Source organism: Pseudomonas sp. GZJR-8 (genome assembly GCF_002916705.1).
Taxonomy (GTDB): domain Bacteria; phylum Pseudomonadota; class Gammaproteobacteria; order Pseudomonadales; family Pseudomonadaceae; genus Aquipseudomonas; species Aquipseudomonas synxantha_A.
Window position 1 is genome coordinate 48,743 of the sequence record NZ_JXSI01000001.1, and the last position, 15,340, is coordinate 64,082.

Genomic DNA, 15,340 nt, shown 5'->3' on the forward strand with positions numbered 1-15,340 from the left:
GCCTTTGCAGGCAACTGCGAATAGCCTCGTCGGCGCCCAGTTACGTCAGGCCCTGAACATCTCAACGCATCGCCAGGCTGTATTCGACCTGCATATCGCCTTGCTCGACGCGGTAGAAAATCAAGACCCCGAACGTGCCAAATCCCTCTGCCGGCAGTTGATCAATGAACCTTGAAGCCAAACGTACGACTGAACTCGAAGAACTGTTGATCGACGCCGAAGCCGATGACGAGGCCGTTCAGCAGGCCCATCCGCGGGTGGTTCGCCCGTGGCTCCTGCTGCTGGGCCTGGTACTGGTGGCGTTGAACCTGCGGCCGGCGCTGTCGAGCATGTCGCCACTGCTGGCTGAAGTCTCCAGCAGCCTTGGGTTATCTGCGGCCAAGGCCGGGTTGCTGACCACTTTGCCGGTCTTGTGCCTGGGCCTGTTCGCGCCCACTGCGCCGATCCTGGCCAGACGTTTTGGCGCCGAGCGCGTGGTGCTGGGCATTCTGCTGACCCTGGCCGCGGGGATTATCCTGCGCAGTTCGTTCGGTGAAGTGGGGCTGTTCGCCGGCAGCCTGATTGCCGGTGCGAGTATTGGCATCATTGGCGTGTTGCTGCCGGGCATCGTCAAGCGCGATTTTGCCAGGCAGGCGGGCGCCATGACCGGCGTCTACACCATGGCGTTGTGTCTAGGGGCTGCGTTGGCTGCGGGAGCCACGGTGCCCCTGAGCCAATATTTCGCAGACAGCTGGGCCATCGGTCTGGGGTTCTGGGTTATTCCGGCGTTGCTGGCGGCCTTGTTCTGGTTGCCACAAGTGGGGCAAAAGCACGGTGCCCGTCAGGTGGCTTACCGGGTCAGAGGCTTGCTGCGTGACCCGCTCGCCTGGCAGGTGACTTTGTACATGGGCCTGCAATCGTCCCTGGCCTACATTGTGTTTGGCTGGTTGCCGTCAATCCTGATCGGACGTGGCCTGAGTGCTACCGAAGCCGGGTTGGCGCTCTCAGGCTCCATCATCGTGCAACTGCTCAGTTCCCTGGCCGCACCGTGGTTGGCCACCCGAGGCAAGGACCAGCGCCTGGCGATTGTAGTGGTGATGCTGCTGACCCTCGGTGGCCTGTTCGGTTGCCTGTATGCGCCGCTGGACGGTTTATGGGGCTGGGCAATTCTGCTCGGCCTGGGGCAGGGCGGCACCTTCAGCCTGGCGCTGACTTTGATCGTGCTGCGCTCGCGTGACGCTCACGTCGCCGCCAACCTGTCGAGCATGGCCCAGGGTATCGGTTACACCCTGGCGTCAATGGGCCCGTTTGCGGTTGGCCTGGTGCATGACTGGACCGGCGGCTGGGCGGCTATCGGCTGGATCTTCGCGGTGATCGGCCTGGGCGCGATTGTCGCGGGTCTGGGCGCCGGTCGTGCGCGCTACGTACAGGTCACCAGCGAGAAGCTCTAGAGGTAAACCACTTCCAGAGTGGCCGAACCATCGAGCGGGGTTTCCACGCTCAGGTCCAGGTTTTGTCGAGCATTGATCACCGTCTGCACGGTGACGGTGCTCAGCATTAAACCGATGGCCGCGGGCCCGCTGACACTGCCCTCCACATCGGTAAAGCCCAGGTAGCTCCTGGAGCCGATGTCGATGGGGTTGAGGTTGGACGTGCGCCACGCCAGGCCCCCGGTAGTGGACTCGGTGCCGTAGATCTGCGCAATGTTGCCGGCCTGGGTCTGTCGTGGGTCGAAGGTCATGGAGTAGACCCCCAGGCGATTGCCGCTGATATCGAACCCCAGGCCGTAGTAAATCTCGCTGTCGACCATGGCCGAGCCGTCGCGGTTGTCGCGCATGCGCAGGGCAAAGCGAACCGTGCCCGTGCAGGCGATGCCGACGGTCAGGGTCTTGACGGGCAGGCGCGTGGCGGTCGCCAGGTGCAAGTCCTGTTGGGCAATCTTGCCGTAGTCAATCAGGGCGCCGCCGGGGAACTGCGGCAAGCAGGCGGAGGGAGTGATCAAGCCTTTGACACTCAGGTCCACCGCCGAGGCGGCTAGCACAGAGGGCGTGCTGGTCAACAGCAACAGACTGGTAAAGAGGCGGGTTTTCACGGGACGAGTTCCTCACAGTGACGGGTCAGGGGTAGACGATTTCGATAGTGCCGGAACCATTGATATGCACCACCTCGCGAAGATCCAGGCTTTGCATGGGGGCAAGGTAAGACTTGAGACGCATCGTGCCGGTCAGGGTCTGGATGGCCACCGGGCCGGTGGTGACGCCCGTCGTGTCGGTAAACCCCAGCAGGCTGTTGGCGGCCATGGGGATTTGCCGCGCGGTGGAACTGCTCCACGCCACGCCGTTGCTGGTGGAGTCGGTGCGGTACAGCGCGGGCAAGGTGTCGGCGCTGAATTCGGCCGGGTCGATAGTCAGGTAAAATCGCCCGATTTTGTTGCGACTGGCATCCAGGTCCAATCCATAAGCGGTTTCATCGGTACCGCCCGTGGCCGAACCGTCGCGGTTGTCTTTCATGCGCAGAGCAAAGCGGATCGGCGCATCGCAGGTCACACTCAGGCGCAGTGTGCGAATGGGCAGCGGTGTTTCAGTGGTGGCGTTTAGGTCTTTGGCGTACAGGGTGCCGTAGTCCACTACGCCCTGATCGGATAATGTCGGCAGGCAGGCGATGGGCGCAAAGTGCGCGCGCACGGTCAGTTCCCGGTAGCGTCCGTTTTGTGCGCTGTACAACATCCCGGAAACTTCCCAGGTGGTGTTGTCGCGCACTTGAGTGGCAGCGGGGTCGGCCCAGGCGCGCAGCGTCAGTTGCAACGACAGGGTGTTGCCCCTGAGCACCGCACCGTGTGCGACCGGCGCGATGCCATGGCCGGAACGCCATTCCAGCACCGCGCCATTGGCCACGGGCGCCTGGCCCGCAGCAGGTAGCAGCCCCAACTCTACGGCGCGACCATCGAGCACGGCGTTGCCGGCTTCGATGGCATAGCTGCCATGCGGGGTAAATTGCAGGCGCTGCGGGCTAGCGGCCAGTGCGCGATAGAACAGGCTTAAATCTTGCGCTTGCGGACAGTTGATGGTCACGCTCAGGCGCCGCTCGCCAAGCAAGCGCTCCAGCGCACTGTCGCTTTGTGCCAGGCGGCTCATCAAGCCGAAATCGATCAGGGATTCGCTGACATTCAGTTGGCATTCTTCCAAGGCGTGGGCGGTGCCGGCCCCGCCGATCAATAACCACAGGCACAGTTGGCGCATACATGTTGCGAAGGGCATGACGGGGATCCTCAAGGCGCGTGGCAACGCGCGGGAGCAGTTTCGAAGTACACCGTGGGGTCGGCTTTTTCCGGCAGGGAGTAACGCAATTCGCATCGACCGCCATCGGGTGTGGTTATCCACAGCGTCGATTGGTCCAGCACGTTGGGTAGAAACACCTGGCTGGCGTCCTGCACCAAGGTGACGAACTCGCCGCTGGCGCTGCTGACTGAGGCTCCGGCAGGCAGAGGTGTACCCTGGTCGGTGCTGACGGTGAGCAATATGCGACGGGTCAAGCTGATGCCAAATTCGACTCGGTCAACGGCGCCGCGTCCGGCCGAGATCATCGCCAGGCCATTGTTGATGTCGGCATTGCGCGGCAGTGAACGTGTCTGCACTTCCACTGGGCTGCGCCCGTAGGCGGCGACTTGCGGCACCACGGCCTGGCCTTGCCAGTCGGTCCACACCGCGCCGCTGGGGGTACTGAGCTTGATGCCACTCATATCGCCGACCGACACCAGGGCAAAGGTGTCGCGCACCGGGTAGGGTGAAAAAGTCACACCGTCGCCATGTATCACCACACCGCCGCGAGCGCCGCCTTGATAACTGGAGCGTTCGGCATCAGCGCGGCTGTAGCTGAAATCGAGCTGGCTGTAACGCGGCAGTACCGAGACGCCCAGCGTGGTTTCCACTTGATGGTCGCTGCTGTCGTGTTCGGCGCTGACGCGATAGCTGAGTTGGTCGTCGATCTGTTCGGTGAGGCCCAGGCCGGTGCGGTTCTCACCGCCGGAATTGCGCACCCAGCTACGTAGCCGGCGACTTTCGCCCAACGGCACGCTGATATTGAGGTACACCGCGTTGTCCTGTTGCTGGCTACCGCCCATTTGCCACTCGGCACTGGCCGACAGTGACACAGCGCCGATGCTCGTGCCCCAAGAGGCCAGCGCACGGCTGCTGCTGTCGCCAGCGAAGTTGGCCGAGCGCGCAACCCCGGCGCTGAACGCACCCAGCAGCGGATGCGACCAGCCCAGGTTGAGGCTTTGTTGGTCGCGATAACGGGCGTCGCGGTTGCTGTCATCACGCTCATACGTGCTTTCTTCAAGTTCGCGATAGCCGATGCTGCGCCAGGAATTGGCGGCGCTGATCGACCACTGCTCGCCCAGGCGCTGGGACCAGGAAAGGTCGGTCTGTACGCCCGAAACCTTTTCCCACGCCTGGGTGTTGGACAGCTGTGTGGACAGTTGGATCTGGCTGTCCACCCACGGCAACCAGCCCAGGCTGGCGCCCACCGAGCGGTATTCGCTGGCTGCCAGTACACCAGTGCCCAAGGTCAACTGCGGGTGCAGCGCACCGGTCCAGCCGCCACTGACCACCCACGGATCCTCGCCTTTGGCGTCGCCCACATTCCGCACCCGGCCCGCGGCCACGGAGTAACCCGGTGCTGGCAACCCAAGGCCGAGCATGGCCGCCGGTACGGTGAAGCGCCGCTCACCCCCGGCGCTTTCCTTGACCGTGACCTCGACGTCCGAGCGCGTATTCAAGCGACGTACATCGGGCAGGGTAAAGGGGCCTGCGGGCACGACGGTGGAGTGAATCAACGCACCGTTCTGTCGTACCTCCACCTGGGCAGGGCTGTTGGCAATGCCCTGGATCAGCGCACCCTGGCCCTGTTCTTGAAGGGCTTGCTCGGTAAGCACCTGCACCCCAGTAATCTGCGCGCCGGACAGTACCGGGTTATACAGGTTGATTTGCCCAGCCTGCAGCACCGCCTGGTGGCTGGCGAAGGTGCGCTGGGCATAGGCTTGCAAGTGGGTGCTGCGTGACAGGCCATCCTGCCAGGTCTGTACTTGGCGGCTGCGCACGATCCAATCGCCGGCATTGAACCCCACCTCGGTGTTGGCCGAGCCAAAGCGGCTGGCGTCATCGCCGAAGCGGTTGTAGAAACCACTGAGGTCGTAGTTGAGCAGCCCGGCAAACCCGCCGGTTTCGTACCCCGAGATATCCTGTTGTATGGGTCGCAGCGCCTCGGTGGGTACCACCAGTGACACCGTCAGCGTCGCCGGGTCCGGTTCAACCAGGGTTTGCGGATATTGCGCAAGAAAATCGTGACAACCTGCCGTTTCATTCGGGATCACCAGGTTGGCGGCGTCCAGCAATGCGCGGTCGAAGCACGGGTTGCCTTGCTGATCGAAGGTCACATCCAGCCGGCCGCGTCGCTGACCATTGACCCGCAGATTGACCGTGTGTTGCCCGGTGGCGAAGCGCGGTGCTGCCAGCAGCAGGCTGGCCAGCTGTGGATCAATGCCGCGTTGATGCAAGGTCTGGGCGTCGAAGCTGGAGGCGCTGGAGTTTTCGGCCCATGCCTTGGCGGGCATCAGCGCGCACAGCAGCAACACCAGCGGCAAGGTCGAGCTGGCAGGGATGTCGGGCACGGCTTCGCCGTCACGGTAACTCAATACTGTTTTCACGCAAGGTACTCGAGTAGTGAACGCGCGGGCCCGGTGTGCCCAGGCGTTCTGGTGACGGTCAATGAGCCGTCACTTCGTTATTCAGGCGGCGGTCAGGGGGGCGACGCCTGCGGTTTTCAGTCAGAGGGTGATCGGTGCGTCGTAGGCTTTCACCGCAAAGCCGTACACAGTGGCCGGCTGCAACCTGACCGTGTTGGCCTGCCCGCCGCTGGCCGGCACGCTCAAGGCTTCGCCGGGCAGCACGTAAGTGCGCGGCAGCATCGCCCTGCCGTTGCCGGGCAACAGCAGCAGTTCCTGCGCCAGGCGCACTACATAGGGCGTGTCGTTACGCACTTGCAACTGGCCGTCGCGCAAGGTCCAGGTCAGGTCGGTCCAAGGCGTGCGGTTGGGGGCAAGGCCTCTGGGATGCACGATCACCGGCAAGTTCTGGCGCACGGTCACGCCCACGCGGGCATGCCCGGCGGCGGTCGCGGCACGGCCTTGGGGCATGCCTTCGAACACGGCGCGTTTAAGCCGTTGGGTGAGCAACGGCTTTCGGTTTTGCAGGATGAAGCGCACCAACTGGGATTTAGACGCCTCGACCCGTGACAGCGGCGGTGTCACCACCAGCAGCGGCTCGGTGTCTTCCGGAATATCCTGCAAGGTCACATGCAGCAGCGCGAGTTGGCTGTCGGTGTTGGTCACCGACACTGCCGCTTCGCCTTCGGCTTCGAACACGATCACCACAGAGGTGTCCGGTACCATCCCGTCGGCTTTGACTTGATTGCCGAGTATCAGCAGCAGGGCGATAAGGCCGACAGCGGTGTTTGAGAATGTCGTCGTCATGACGGGTTTTCCATTAGGCCCAAAGGCATCGGTCAGAGGTAGCGCAAATCCAGGACGATGGAGCCGTCGAGAGGGACTTCCTGGTCCAGCGTCAGGTACTGCGAAAAATTGATGGCGGTGACCACCTGAAGCTCCGCGGTCAGTTGGCTGATGAAGTCCGGTTGACGGTCGCCCAGCGGTGCAAAGGCCATATAGGATCTTGGATAGGCGTTGGGGTCCGGTGACCAGGTTTCCCCGTTGTTGGTGGAGGCCAATACCTGCATGGGCTGCGCATCGCCCACTACGTTGCGATAGGACAACGCTACGGAGCCGAGACGCTCCTCGGGGGCGTGTATGTTTCTGCCCAGTCCGTAGAAAAAGCCGGGGGCCAGCGAGGAATCGGCGCGATTGTCGATGCCTACCAAGGCAAACAGCATGGGCCTGGCGCAGAGCACATGCAGTTCGAGTAGCTGGCTGGGCAGCACGGTGAACTCGTCTACGTTGAGGCTATGTGCGGGGATCTTGTCATGCATCGATGATGCCGTCATTCATCAGCTCGATGTGGCAGGCATCCGGTGTCACCCGGCCGGTTACCGTGAGGTCGACGGTCGAGGCTGCGTGGGTATCGACTAAGGTGGCCAGGCAGAGCAGCACCGCCACGCAACGGGTCACTGTGTGCAGTATCGGCACAGGTAGGCGCAGCCCATGCCCGGCGGTGTTCAAGGGATGGGCGGCCATGGATTACAGGTACTTCACTTCGAGGGTGGCGGAACCGTCGATGTTGACCTCATTGCTCAGGTCCAGGCCGTCGGCGCGAAAGATAAAGGTCTGCACCTCCAGGTCGGCGCGTAAGTCTTTGACTGGCAGTGGCTGGGTGTCGTCGTCCATCGACGCTACCGACATGTACAGGTTGGGGTCCCAAAATTTCTCGCCGTACCAGGTATTACCTTGGTCAGGCGAGGCAATGGGCTGTACCACTACGCCTTCTTCGGCGACGGTGTTGGCCAACGTCAAGTTGTATCCGCCAAGCCGCTGGGTGTCGTTGATAAAGCCCAAGCCGTAGCTCGCATAGGAACCGGAGGCCGCACGGTTATCAATCGAGTGCAAGGCAAACTGAATCGCAGCGTCGCAATTGACTGTCAAGCTCAGGGTGTGTTTGCCGATTACCGTGTTGCGATCCGGGTTCAGGTCTTTTGCGGAAATCTTGCCATGGTCGATCACACCACCACTGGAAAGGGTGGGTATACAGGCGCTGGGCACGATCAGCCCCTTGACGGTCAGGTCGACGCTGGAGGCAGCGAAGGCAGTGGTTGAGCAGAGCAGAAGTACGCTGGCGGCCAGCGTGGTCAATCGAATATTCATCGGGTCTCCTTATCCTTAGAGGTAATTGACTTGCACGGTGGCGTGACCGTCGATAGGCACATCGTCGGTCAGTGTCAGGTTGCTGGCGGGCGCGATGTGAGTGATCAGGCGGATCTCGGCCTCCAGCTTCTGGATCGCAATCGGTACCACGCCGTCGTTGTTGGCGACCGCTGTCAGCACGGTGTGGCTGAGCATCACGGAGGGCATCCAGGTTGCGCCGCCATCCCTTGAGACGATGGTGCGTACCGGCACGTCGTCGGCCACCGGCTGGTAGAGGCCAAGCCCGGCATCACCGACTTTTTCGTCGTTGGGGGTCATGCCCAGGCCGTGCCAGCTGAAGTGGCTGGCGGTGGTGCCGGCACGGTTGTCGATGGTGTTCAGGGTAAAAAACGTCGGCCCTTCGCAATGCACGCTCAAGAGCATGGTTTCTCGGGGCAGGTCGGTGTAGGTATCGCTATTGAGATCCTTGACCGACACCTTGCCGAAGTCGACATTGCCACCGCCGGAGACCTCTGGCGCGCAGGCACTTGGCGTGATGATGCCTTTGACGGTGAGGTCCAGGCTGCTGGCGGCCAGTGTGAGAGGTGAGATGGTCAACAATAGGACGGCCAGGGGCGTGGCTCTTAAGTAAGTCATCGTTTGAACCTTCCTTAGTACGAAGCTGATGGGTTACAGGTACAGAACTTCAAAAGTTGCGGAGCCGTCCAGCGCCACTTCGTTGGCCAGGCTCAAGCCGTTGGCGGGTGCAATGGCGGTGTGCACGGTGATGTCCATGAGCGCGTTCTGCACGGGGTGCGGGGCCCAGCCGGAATCGGCACGGCTGCCCAGGGCCACCAACATATCGTCTTGCAGCGGGTCCTCCGGATAGAGCGGCGCCCAGGGGCGCTGTTCGTACTGGTAGAGCAAGGTCGAAGGTGTTTCGGCGACGGGGTTACTGAACATCAGTTGGTACCCGCCGAGCTTTTCTGTGCCGTTGGCTACACCCAGGCCGTAGGCGCCAAACGTTGAGGAGCCGGCTCGGTTGTCGATGGGCTTGATGGCAAACAGCGTCGCCGCCTCGCAATTCACGCTCAGTTGTAATGTCTGGTCCTCAAGCCAGGTATGGCTGTCGAGGTTCAGATCTTTTGCTGCGACTTTTCCATAGTCCACAGCCCCTGGCAGGTTCGGGGTGCAGGCACTCGGTGTGATCAAGCCCTTGACGGTCAGGTCCACGGAGCTGGCAGCGAAAGCGGATGACGTCATGGTGAGCAACAGCGCGCCGCTCAACAGGGGCAGGCGGGGCTTCATCTGGGAAACGTCCATTTACAGGTACTTCACTTCAAAGGTCGCGGAGCCGTCGATTGCCACTTCGCTAGTCAAGGTCAGGTTTCTTGCAGGTGCAATCAAGGTGTGCAGCGTCATGTCCATGAGCGCGTCTTTGATCGGGTGGGGGGCCCAACCGTTCTCACCGCGGCTGCCCAGCGCCACCAGATCGTTGGGGGCAATGACCTCATCCGTAAGGAGGTCTGTCCATCGGCCCTCGGAGTTGTACATTGCAATCAGGGTGGATGGTGTTTCAGTGACGGGGTTGCTGAACGTCAACTGATACAGGCCGAGCTTCTGGGTTTCGTTGATCAAGCCCAGGCCAAAGGCGACGCCGGACGCGGCGGAACCGGCTCGATTGTCGACGGGATGGATTGCAAACAGCGTCGCCGCGTCGCAATTGACGCTCAGTTGCAGGGTCTTTTTCTCAAGCGGCGTATAGCTGTCTTGATTCAGATCTTTTGCGGCGATTTTTCCAAGATCGACGTCACCCGGCAGGTTGGGTGTGCAGGCGCTGGGCGTGATCAACCCTTTGACAGTCAGGTCGACGCTGCTGGCGGCGAAAGCGGATGACGTTATAGCGAGCAGCAGGGCACTGCTCAGTAGGGATACAGAGGTCTTCATTTCAAATTGTTCCATTACAAGCTGGCAGATTGAGGCGCGCCAGGGCAACGCCCGGTCGTGTGTGGGCGGGTGGTTGCCTGGAGGCGATCTCGATTTTTTTGCGCTTGCCGGGGAGTGGCAAGTCGTCCCTCTTTGGGGTGGGCACAATCTAGCGAGGGGGGCGCGCGGGGGAAATACAACTAATACGACATTGGCGGGGGGACGAAGGACGTGCCGGGAGAGGGGGGCGGTGGTGCTTTTCGTAGTTGTTGTATCGACTCGGTCAGGCTCAAAAGATTATAGGTATCCCCTGAACGGGTATTTGCTACATGAGAGGTCTCGAGGGCTATTGCACCAGTGCCGGAGATTACTGCCGGATCAATAGTCACGATAGAGGTACTGATGGGTTCGCTGGTAGGTTCAACAGCAGGAGCGAACCGCAAATTGAAGCCGCAAGGTGCCCCCCCGCTTCATTGGCAGCAGTTGAGCGTGCTGGTGGTGGAAGACCATTCAGCCTACCGCCTGTTGCTGGGTTGTTTGCTGCAGAAACTGGGGTTGGGATACGAATTGGCCGACGATGGGTACGTCGGGCTGGCGGCCTTTGCCAGCCGGCCCTTCGACTTGGTGATCAGTGATTGCCAGATGCCGTTCATGGACGGCTACAGCATGGCTCGCGCTATTCGCCAGCATGAGTGCGACAACGGGCAGAGGCGAGTGCCGATCATTGCCTTGACCGCCAACCTGCAAAACGACAGCCCCCAGCGTTGCCGCGACGCCGGTATGGATGCCTGGCTGCTCAAGCCATTGACCCTTGAACAGCTGCACGCCGTTTTGGCACGCTGGCTGCCGGGCGTGGATGACGCGTATGTCGTCCAGAAGGCTGTTGCGCCGCTCGCCGGCTGGCCAACCCGTGCCACGTTGGTCGCCATGTTTGGCAGCGAGCGTATCGTCGATCAATTGTTGGAAACCCTGTTGTTCGAGGCTTGGGAAGACCACCGCGTGTTGCGCCATGCCTGCTTGACGTTGAACTCGTCACTGACGGCTGAGCGCCTCCATCGATTGGTGGGCAGCCTGGTGTTTTTGGGCGGTACTGGCCTTGAAGCCAGCGCCGTGAAGCTGATCGAACAGGTCCAGTCCCAGGGTGTTGCTGCGCACAAGGTGCAATTGGAGTTGTTCCTGGCGCGCTTGTTCGTCTATCTCGAGTACCTCTCTGAAGTCTGAGAGGTAGTGTTGGCGCAGAGCGTTTTGCAATCCGTTGATCTTGTCTTTGCTGTAGGTATTTTCTTATTGTTTTGTAGGCAAAAAAGTGTGAGCTACTGAACATTGAGCGTGGCTGCCAGCAGCACTTTGTTAGCGGTTGTTGATGAGCGCCAGCGGGGGTATTTTGCGCGGATTCAGTTTGCCATCATTCGTGGGAATCTATGCTTCGAGTAATTATTGCTGACGATCACCCTATTGTGCGTATCGGGCAGAAAGTCGTGATTGAGGCGCATGGCCGGTGCAAAGTGGTCGCGGAAGCCGACGGCCCCGATCAGTTGCTCGAACTGTTGAGGACAACCCCGTGTGACGTGCTCGTCACAGACTTTGCCATGCCAGGCGGCCAGCAGGCCGACGGCTACGGGCTGTTGAGCCTGTTGCACCGCCAATATCCGCAGTTGCCGGTGATTCTGGTGACCATGTTCGCCAGCGTCGCCACCCTGCGTGCTTCCTTCGCCCATGGTGCCAAGGCCGTGGTGGCCAAAAGTGCTTCGGCCAAGGAGCTGCCCCAGGCGATCAAGGCTGTGTGTGCCGGCCAGACGTTCGCCAGTGAATCCCTGCGGATGCAAATGGTAGAGGCGGGTACGGGCGATCAGTCCCAGGTGCCGCAATTGTCCTGCAAGGAGCGCGAGGTGGTGCGCATGTTGGCCAGCGGCATGACCGTCAGCCAGATTGCGGCACAGGTCAACCGCAGTATCTCTACCATCAGTAAGCAGAAAAGCACGGCTATGCAGCGGCTGAGTATCTCCACCGATGTAGACCTGTTCGCCTACGCTCGCAGCACAGGGATGGTGCCGTAGGATCATGCATTTGCCTGGCGAATGTCAGTAGCCAGCGCGGTCTGGGCAGCCTATCGTGCGCTTATTCTTTCGACACCTGCGGAGCCTGCCCATGAGTGATGCCCATAACGCCCTGATCACCGCGTTCTACAGTGCCTTCCAGCGCCTGGATGCCGAAGCCATGGCCGCCTGCTACACCGAAGACGTGGTGTTCAGCGACCCGGCCTTCGGCGAGTTGCGCGGGCGCGACGCGGGGGATATGTGGCGAATGCTCACCACGCGGGCAAAGGATTTCTCCCTGACCTTCGACCACGTGCGCAGTGATGACAGCACAGGCAGCGCGCACTGGGTGGCGACGTACCTGTTCAGTGCCACGGGCAATACGGTGGTTAACGACATCGGTGCGCGCTTTGTGTTTCGCGACGGCAAGATCTGCGAGCACCACGATCACTTCGACCTGTGGCGATGGTCGCGCCAGGCGCTGGGCTTGAAAGGGCTGCTGTTGGGCTGGTCGCCGGCGCTGAAAAATGCGGTGCGGGCCCAGGCGCTTAAAGGCTTGAAGGCATTCCAGGCCGGTCGTTGATAAGATTGGCGCTCCTCTGGTTTGCCGAAATTGCCCTGTGACTGATCCTGTAGAACCCAAACCCTGGTTCGTCTACCTGGTGCGTGCCGCCAATGGCTCGTTGTATTGCGGCATCAGCAATGACCCGGTGCGCCGCTTTGCCTGCCACCAAAGCGGCAAGGGCGCGCGGTTTTTCTTGTCCAGCCCGGCGGTGGCGTTGGTGTACACCGAACAATGCGCGAGCAAGGGTGAGGCGTTGCGCCAGGAGCGGCTGATCAAGAAGCTGAAGAAGAGTGCCAAGGAGTGTCTCGCGACGAGTGGCAAGCAATGATCGAAATTATTTACTGATTCATGTGAGGTAAATCCCCGGCCCATCCGTGTAGTGCATGAAACTGCGATCTATTCGCATTAACAGCGTTTTCTACACGGGTTCTCACAGCATGAAGTCAACGGCGGGTGGTTGGGTAAAACAGTGGCTGGGAGCCTCGGTCTTGGCGGTGTCAGGGCTGGCGTTGCTGCCTTTGAGCGTTGCGCGTGCGCAGGAGCAGCAAAGCGCCCAGTTCAATTTTGCCCTGGCAGCCAAACCACTGCCACAGGCCCTGAGCGAGTTCAGCCGGGTCACAGGCATCAGTGTGATCTACACTGATGAAGCGCCTTATGGCCTCAATGCCCCGGCGCTCAGTGGGCAGATGAGCGCGACCCAGGCCCTGCAACGTCTGCTGAGCAATACAGGTTTCACCTTCCGCCAGATCGACGCCCGCACCCTGGCCCTGGAGCCGCTGCCCAGCGACGGCGCGGTCAACCTTGGCGCCACCACCATCAGCGCGGCCAACCCGACGCAGGACAGCACCAGCTATCAGCCGCCGCCCACCAGTTCGGTGATGCGCTCCCATGGATTGCTGCTGGAAACCCCGCAAACCGTCAACGTGGTGCCGGCCCAGGTGCTGCGCGACCAGCAACCGCGCAACCTGGATGACGCCCTGGGCAATATCAGCGGCATCACCCAGTCCAACACCCTCGGCAGTACTCAGGACGCGGTGATGTTGCGTGGTTTTGGCGACAACCGTAACGGCTCGATCATGAAGGACGGTATGCCGGTGGTGCAGGGCCGTGCCATGAACGCTACCGCCGAGCGTATTGAAGTGCTCAAGGGCCCATCCTCGCTGTTGTATGGCATCCAGGACCCGGGCGGCGTGGTCAATATCGTCAGCAAAAAGCCTGAGCTGATGCAGTCCACCTCCCTGACCGCGCGCGGCTCGACCTTCGGCAGCGGCAAGAACGGCAGCGGCGGCAACCTCGACACCACCGGCCCCCTCGGCGACAGCGGCCTGGCTTATCGCCTGATTGTCGATCATGAAGACGAAGATTACTGGCGTAACTACGGCACCCATCGCGAGACCCTGGTGGCGCCGTCCCTGGCCTGGTACGGCGATACCACCCAAGTGGTGCTGGCCTATGAACACCGCGAATTTCTCGCGCCGTTCGACCGTGGCACCGCCATCGATCCCAAGACCAACCACCCGCTGAACATCCCCGCCACCCGGCGTCTGGATGAACCGTTCAACAACATGGAAGGTCGCTCCGATCTGTACCGCCTGACCGTCGATCATGATCTGAACGACGACTGGAAAGCTCACTTCGGCTACAGCTGGAATCGCGAAACCTATGACGCCAGCCAGGTGCGCGTGGTCAAGGTCAACACCAACGGCACCCTGACCCGTAACATGGACGGTACCCAGGGCGCGTTGACCACCGACCGCTTCGCCACCGCCAGCCTCGAAGGCAGGGTCGATGTTGCAGGTATGCAGCACGATCTGGTGTTCGGCCTGGACGATGAGTACCGCAAGATCTACCGTGCCGACCTGATCCGCCAGGCGCCGCGGGGCACCTTCGATTACAACAACCCGGTATACGGCAATGAAGTCGCCGGTTCCAAAGTCAGCGCGCCGGACAGCAACCAGACCGATCTGCTGCGCAGCGATTCGCTGTTCTTCCAGGATGCCATCCACCTCAACGATCAATGGATCCTGGTCGGCGGTGCGCGCTACCAGATGTACGATCAATACGCCGGCAAAGGCGTGCCGTTCACCGCCAACACCGACGGCAATGGCCAGAAGTGGGTACCACGGGCCGGGCTGGTGTATCGCTACACTGATCAATTGTCGTTCTACGGCAGTTATACCGAGTCGTTCAAACCCAACTCCACCATCGCGCCGCTGGCCAATAAAACCGTGTTGAATGGCAGTTTGCAGCCGGAAGAATCCAAAGCCTGGGAGCTGGGTACCAAGTTCGACCTGCCGGGGCGCATCACCGCCAGTGCCGCGCTGTTCACGATCGATAAACGCAACGTGTTGGTGCAGGTAGGCGAGGGCCTGACCTCGGAGTACAGCGTGGCCGGCAAGGTGCGCTCTCGCGGTCTGGAGCTGGATGCCAGCGGCCAGCTGACGGATAAATGGAGCCTGATTGGCAGCTATGCTTACACCGATGCCGAGGTTACCGAAGACCCTAAGCTCAAAGGCAATCGCCTGCAGAATGTGGCAAAAAGCACCGGCTCGTTGTCGGCGGTGTATGACTTCGGCAGTGTCCTGGGCGGCGATCAACTGCGTGTCGGCGCCGGGGCGCGTTATGTCGGCGAGCGGGCAGGGGACGCGGCCAACAGTTTCGAACTGCCCAGCTACACCGTGGCCGATGTGTTCGCCAGCTATGACACCCGGCTTGAAGGGCAGAAGGTCAAGTTCCAGCTCAATGTGAAGAACCTGTTCGATCGTACTTACTACACCTCATCGGTGAATACGCAGTTTGTGTCCATGGGCGATGCGCGGCAGGTGTCGGTATCCAGCACCTTGACCTTCTGATTCATTTATCTGTGGGAGCTGGCTTGCCTGCGATGGCATCGACTGGGTTTGCCTGATACACCGAGTTGTCTGCATCGCAGGCAAGCCAGCTCCCACAGGAAAGCGGTCGCCACATTGATAGCGAGCTGTTAGC

Annotated in this window: 14 protein-coding genes and 2 pseudogenes; 7 read left to right on the top strand and 9 right to left on the bottom strand. The window is 61.2% G+C overall.

The features are described from left to right. Positions 1 to 19: 19 nt before the first annotated feature. Both TK42_RS00180 and TK42_RS00185 read left to right on the top strand, forming a co-directional pair. A pseudogene (locus TK42_RS00180) lies at positions 20 to 175 on the top strand (GntR family transcriptional regulator); the annotation flags it as partial. Continuing rightward, positions 165 to 1,430, top strand: coding sequence for a CynX/NimT family MFS transporter (locus TK42_RS00185; RefSeq protein ID WP_103733359.1), 1,266 nt, complete (start codon positions 165 to 167; stop codon positions 1,428 to 1,430). The pseudogene TK42_RS00180 and the gene TK42_RS00185, both read left to right, overlap by 11 nt. Here TK42_RS00185 and TK42_RS00190 read toward each other — a convergent pair. The 9 genes and pseudogenes from TK42_RS00190 to TK42_RS00230 form a co-directional block, all read right to left on the bottom strand. After that, positions 1,427 to 2,071, bottom strand: coding sequence for a DUF1120 domain-containing protein (locus TK42_RS00190; protein ID WP_103733360.1), 645 nt, complete (start codon positions 2,069 to 2,071; stop codon positions 1,427 to 1,429). The genes TK42_RS00185 and TK42_RS00190 overlap by 4 nt on opposite strands. Before the next feature lie 25 nt (positions 2,072 to 2,096). Beyond that, complete coding sequence (locus tag TK42_RS00195) at positions 2,097 to 3,236, bottom strand: DUF1120 domain-containing protein (RefSeq protein WP_177327400.1); 1,140 nt, start codon at positions 3,234 to 3,236, stop codon at positions 2,097 to 2,099. Positions 3,237 to 3,247: 11 nt separating this feature from the next. Further along, a complete protein-coding gene (locus TK42_RS00200; RefSeq protein WP_103733361.1) occupies positions 3,248 to 5,671 on the bottom strand; it encodes a fimbria/pilus outer membrane usher protein in 2,424 nt (807 codons plus the stop codon). A gap of 132 nt (positions 5,672 to 5,803) precedes the next feature. Next, entirely contained in the window at positions 5,804 to 6,508 is a 705-nt protein-coding gene (locus tag TK42_RS00205; protein ID WP_032877660.1) for a fimbria/pilus chaperone family protein, read from the bottom strand. A 32-nt stretch (positions 6,509 to 6,540) separates the two neighbouring features. After that, positions 6,541 to 7,225, bottom strand: a pseudogene (locus tag TK42_RS00210) (DUF1120 domain-containing protein). 3 nt (positions 7,226 to 7,228) lie between these two features. Next, a complete protein-coding gene (locus TK42_RS00215) occupies positions 7,229 to 7,849 on the bottom strand; it encodes a DUF1120 domain-containing protein (protein WP_103733362.1) in 621 nt (206 codons plus the stop codon). 15 nt (positions 7,850 to 7,864) lie between these two features. Further along, on the bottom strand, positions 7,865 to 8,485 hold the full coding sequence (locus tag TK42_RS00220) for a DUF1120 domain-containing protein (RefSeq protein ID WP_032877657.1): 621 nt from the start codon (positions 8,483 to 8,485) through the stop codon (positions 7,865 to 7,867). 33 nt (positions 8,486 to 8,518) lie between these two features. Further along, positions 8,519 to 9,136, bottom strand: a complete 618-nt coding sequence (locus TK42_RS00225) for a DUF1120 domain-containing protein (protein WP_103733363.1) — start codon at positions 9,134 to 9,136, stop codon at positions 8,519 to 8,521. Between the two features lie 15 nt (positions 9,137 to 9,151). Continuing rightward, positions 9,152 to 9,775 (bottom strand): DUF1120 domain-containing protein, encoded by a 624-nt coding sequence (locus TK42_RS00230; RefSeq protein ID WP_103733364.1) that lies wholly within the window; start codon positions 9,773 to 9,775, stop codon positions 9,152 to 9,154. A 381-nt stretch (positions 9,776 to 10,156) separates the two neighbouring features. Here TK42_RS00230 and TK42_RS00235 point away from each other — a divergent pair, with 381 nt between their 5' ends. From TK42_RS00235 to TK42_RS00255, 5 genes are all read left to right on the top strand, one after another. After that, complete coding sequence (locus tag TK42_RS00235) at positions 10,157 to 10,975, top strand: response regulator (protein WP_103733365.1); 819 nt, start codon at positions 10,157 to 10,159, stop codon at positions 10,973 to 10,975. Positions 10,976 to 11,175: 200 nt separating this feature from the next. Then, the gene (locus TK42_RS00240) at positions 11,176 to 11,811 is read left to right on the top strand and encodes a response regulator transcription factor (RefSeq protein ID WP_032877653.1); all 636 of its coding nucleotides are present in this window, start codon (positions 11,176 to 11,178) and stop codon (positions 11,809 to 11,811) included. 91 nt (positions 11,812 to 11,902) lie between these two features. Next, on the top strand, positions 11,903 to 12,373 hold the full coding sequence (locus TK42_RS00245) for a nuclear transport factor 2 family protein (RefSeq protein WP_032877651.1): 471 nt from the start codon (positions 11,903 to 11,905) through the stop codon (positions 12,371 to 12,373). A 37-nt stretch (positions 12,374 to 12,410) separates the two neighbouring features. Next, positions 12,411 to 12,683, top strand: coding sequence for a GIY-YIG nuclease family protein (locus tag TK42_RS00250; RefSeq protein WP_032877650.1), 273 nt, complete (start codon positions 12,411 to 12,413; stop codon positions 12,681 to 12,683). Positions 12,684 to 12,792: 109 nt separating this feature from the next. Beyond that, positions 12,793 to 15,207 carry a TonB-dependent receptor gene (locus TK42_RS00255; protein WP_103733366.1) on the top strand — a complete coding sequence of 805 codons (2,415 nt, stop codon included), beginning with the start codon at positions 12,793 to 12,795 and terminating at the stop codon, positions 15,205 to 15,207. Positions 15,208 to 15,340 lie beyond the last annotated feature (133 nt).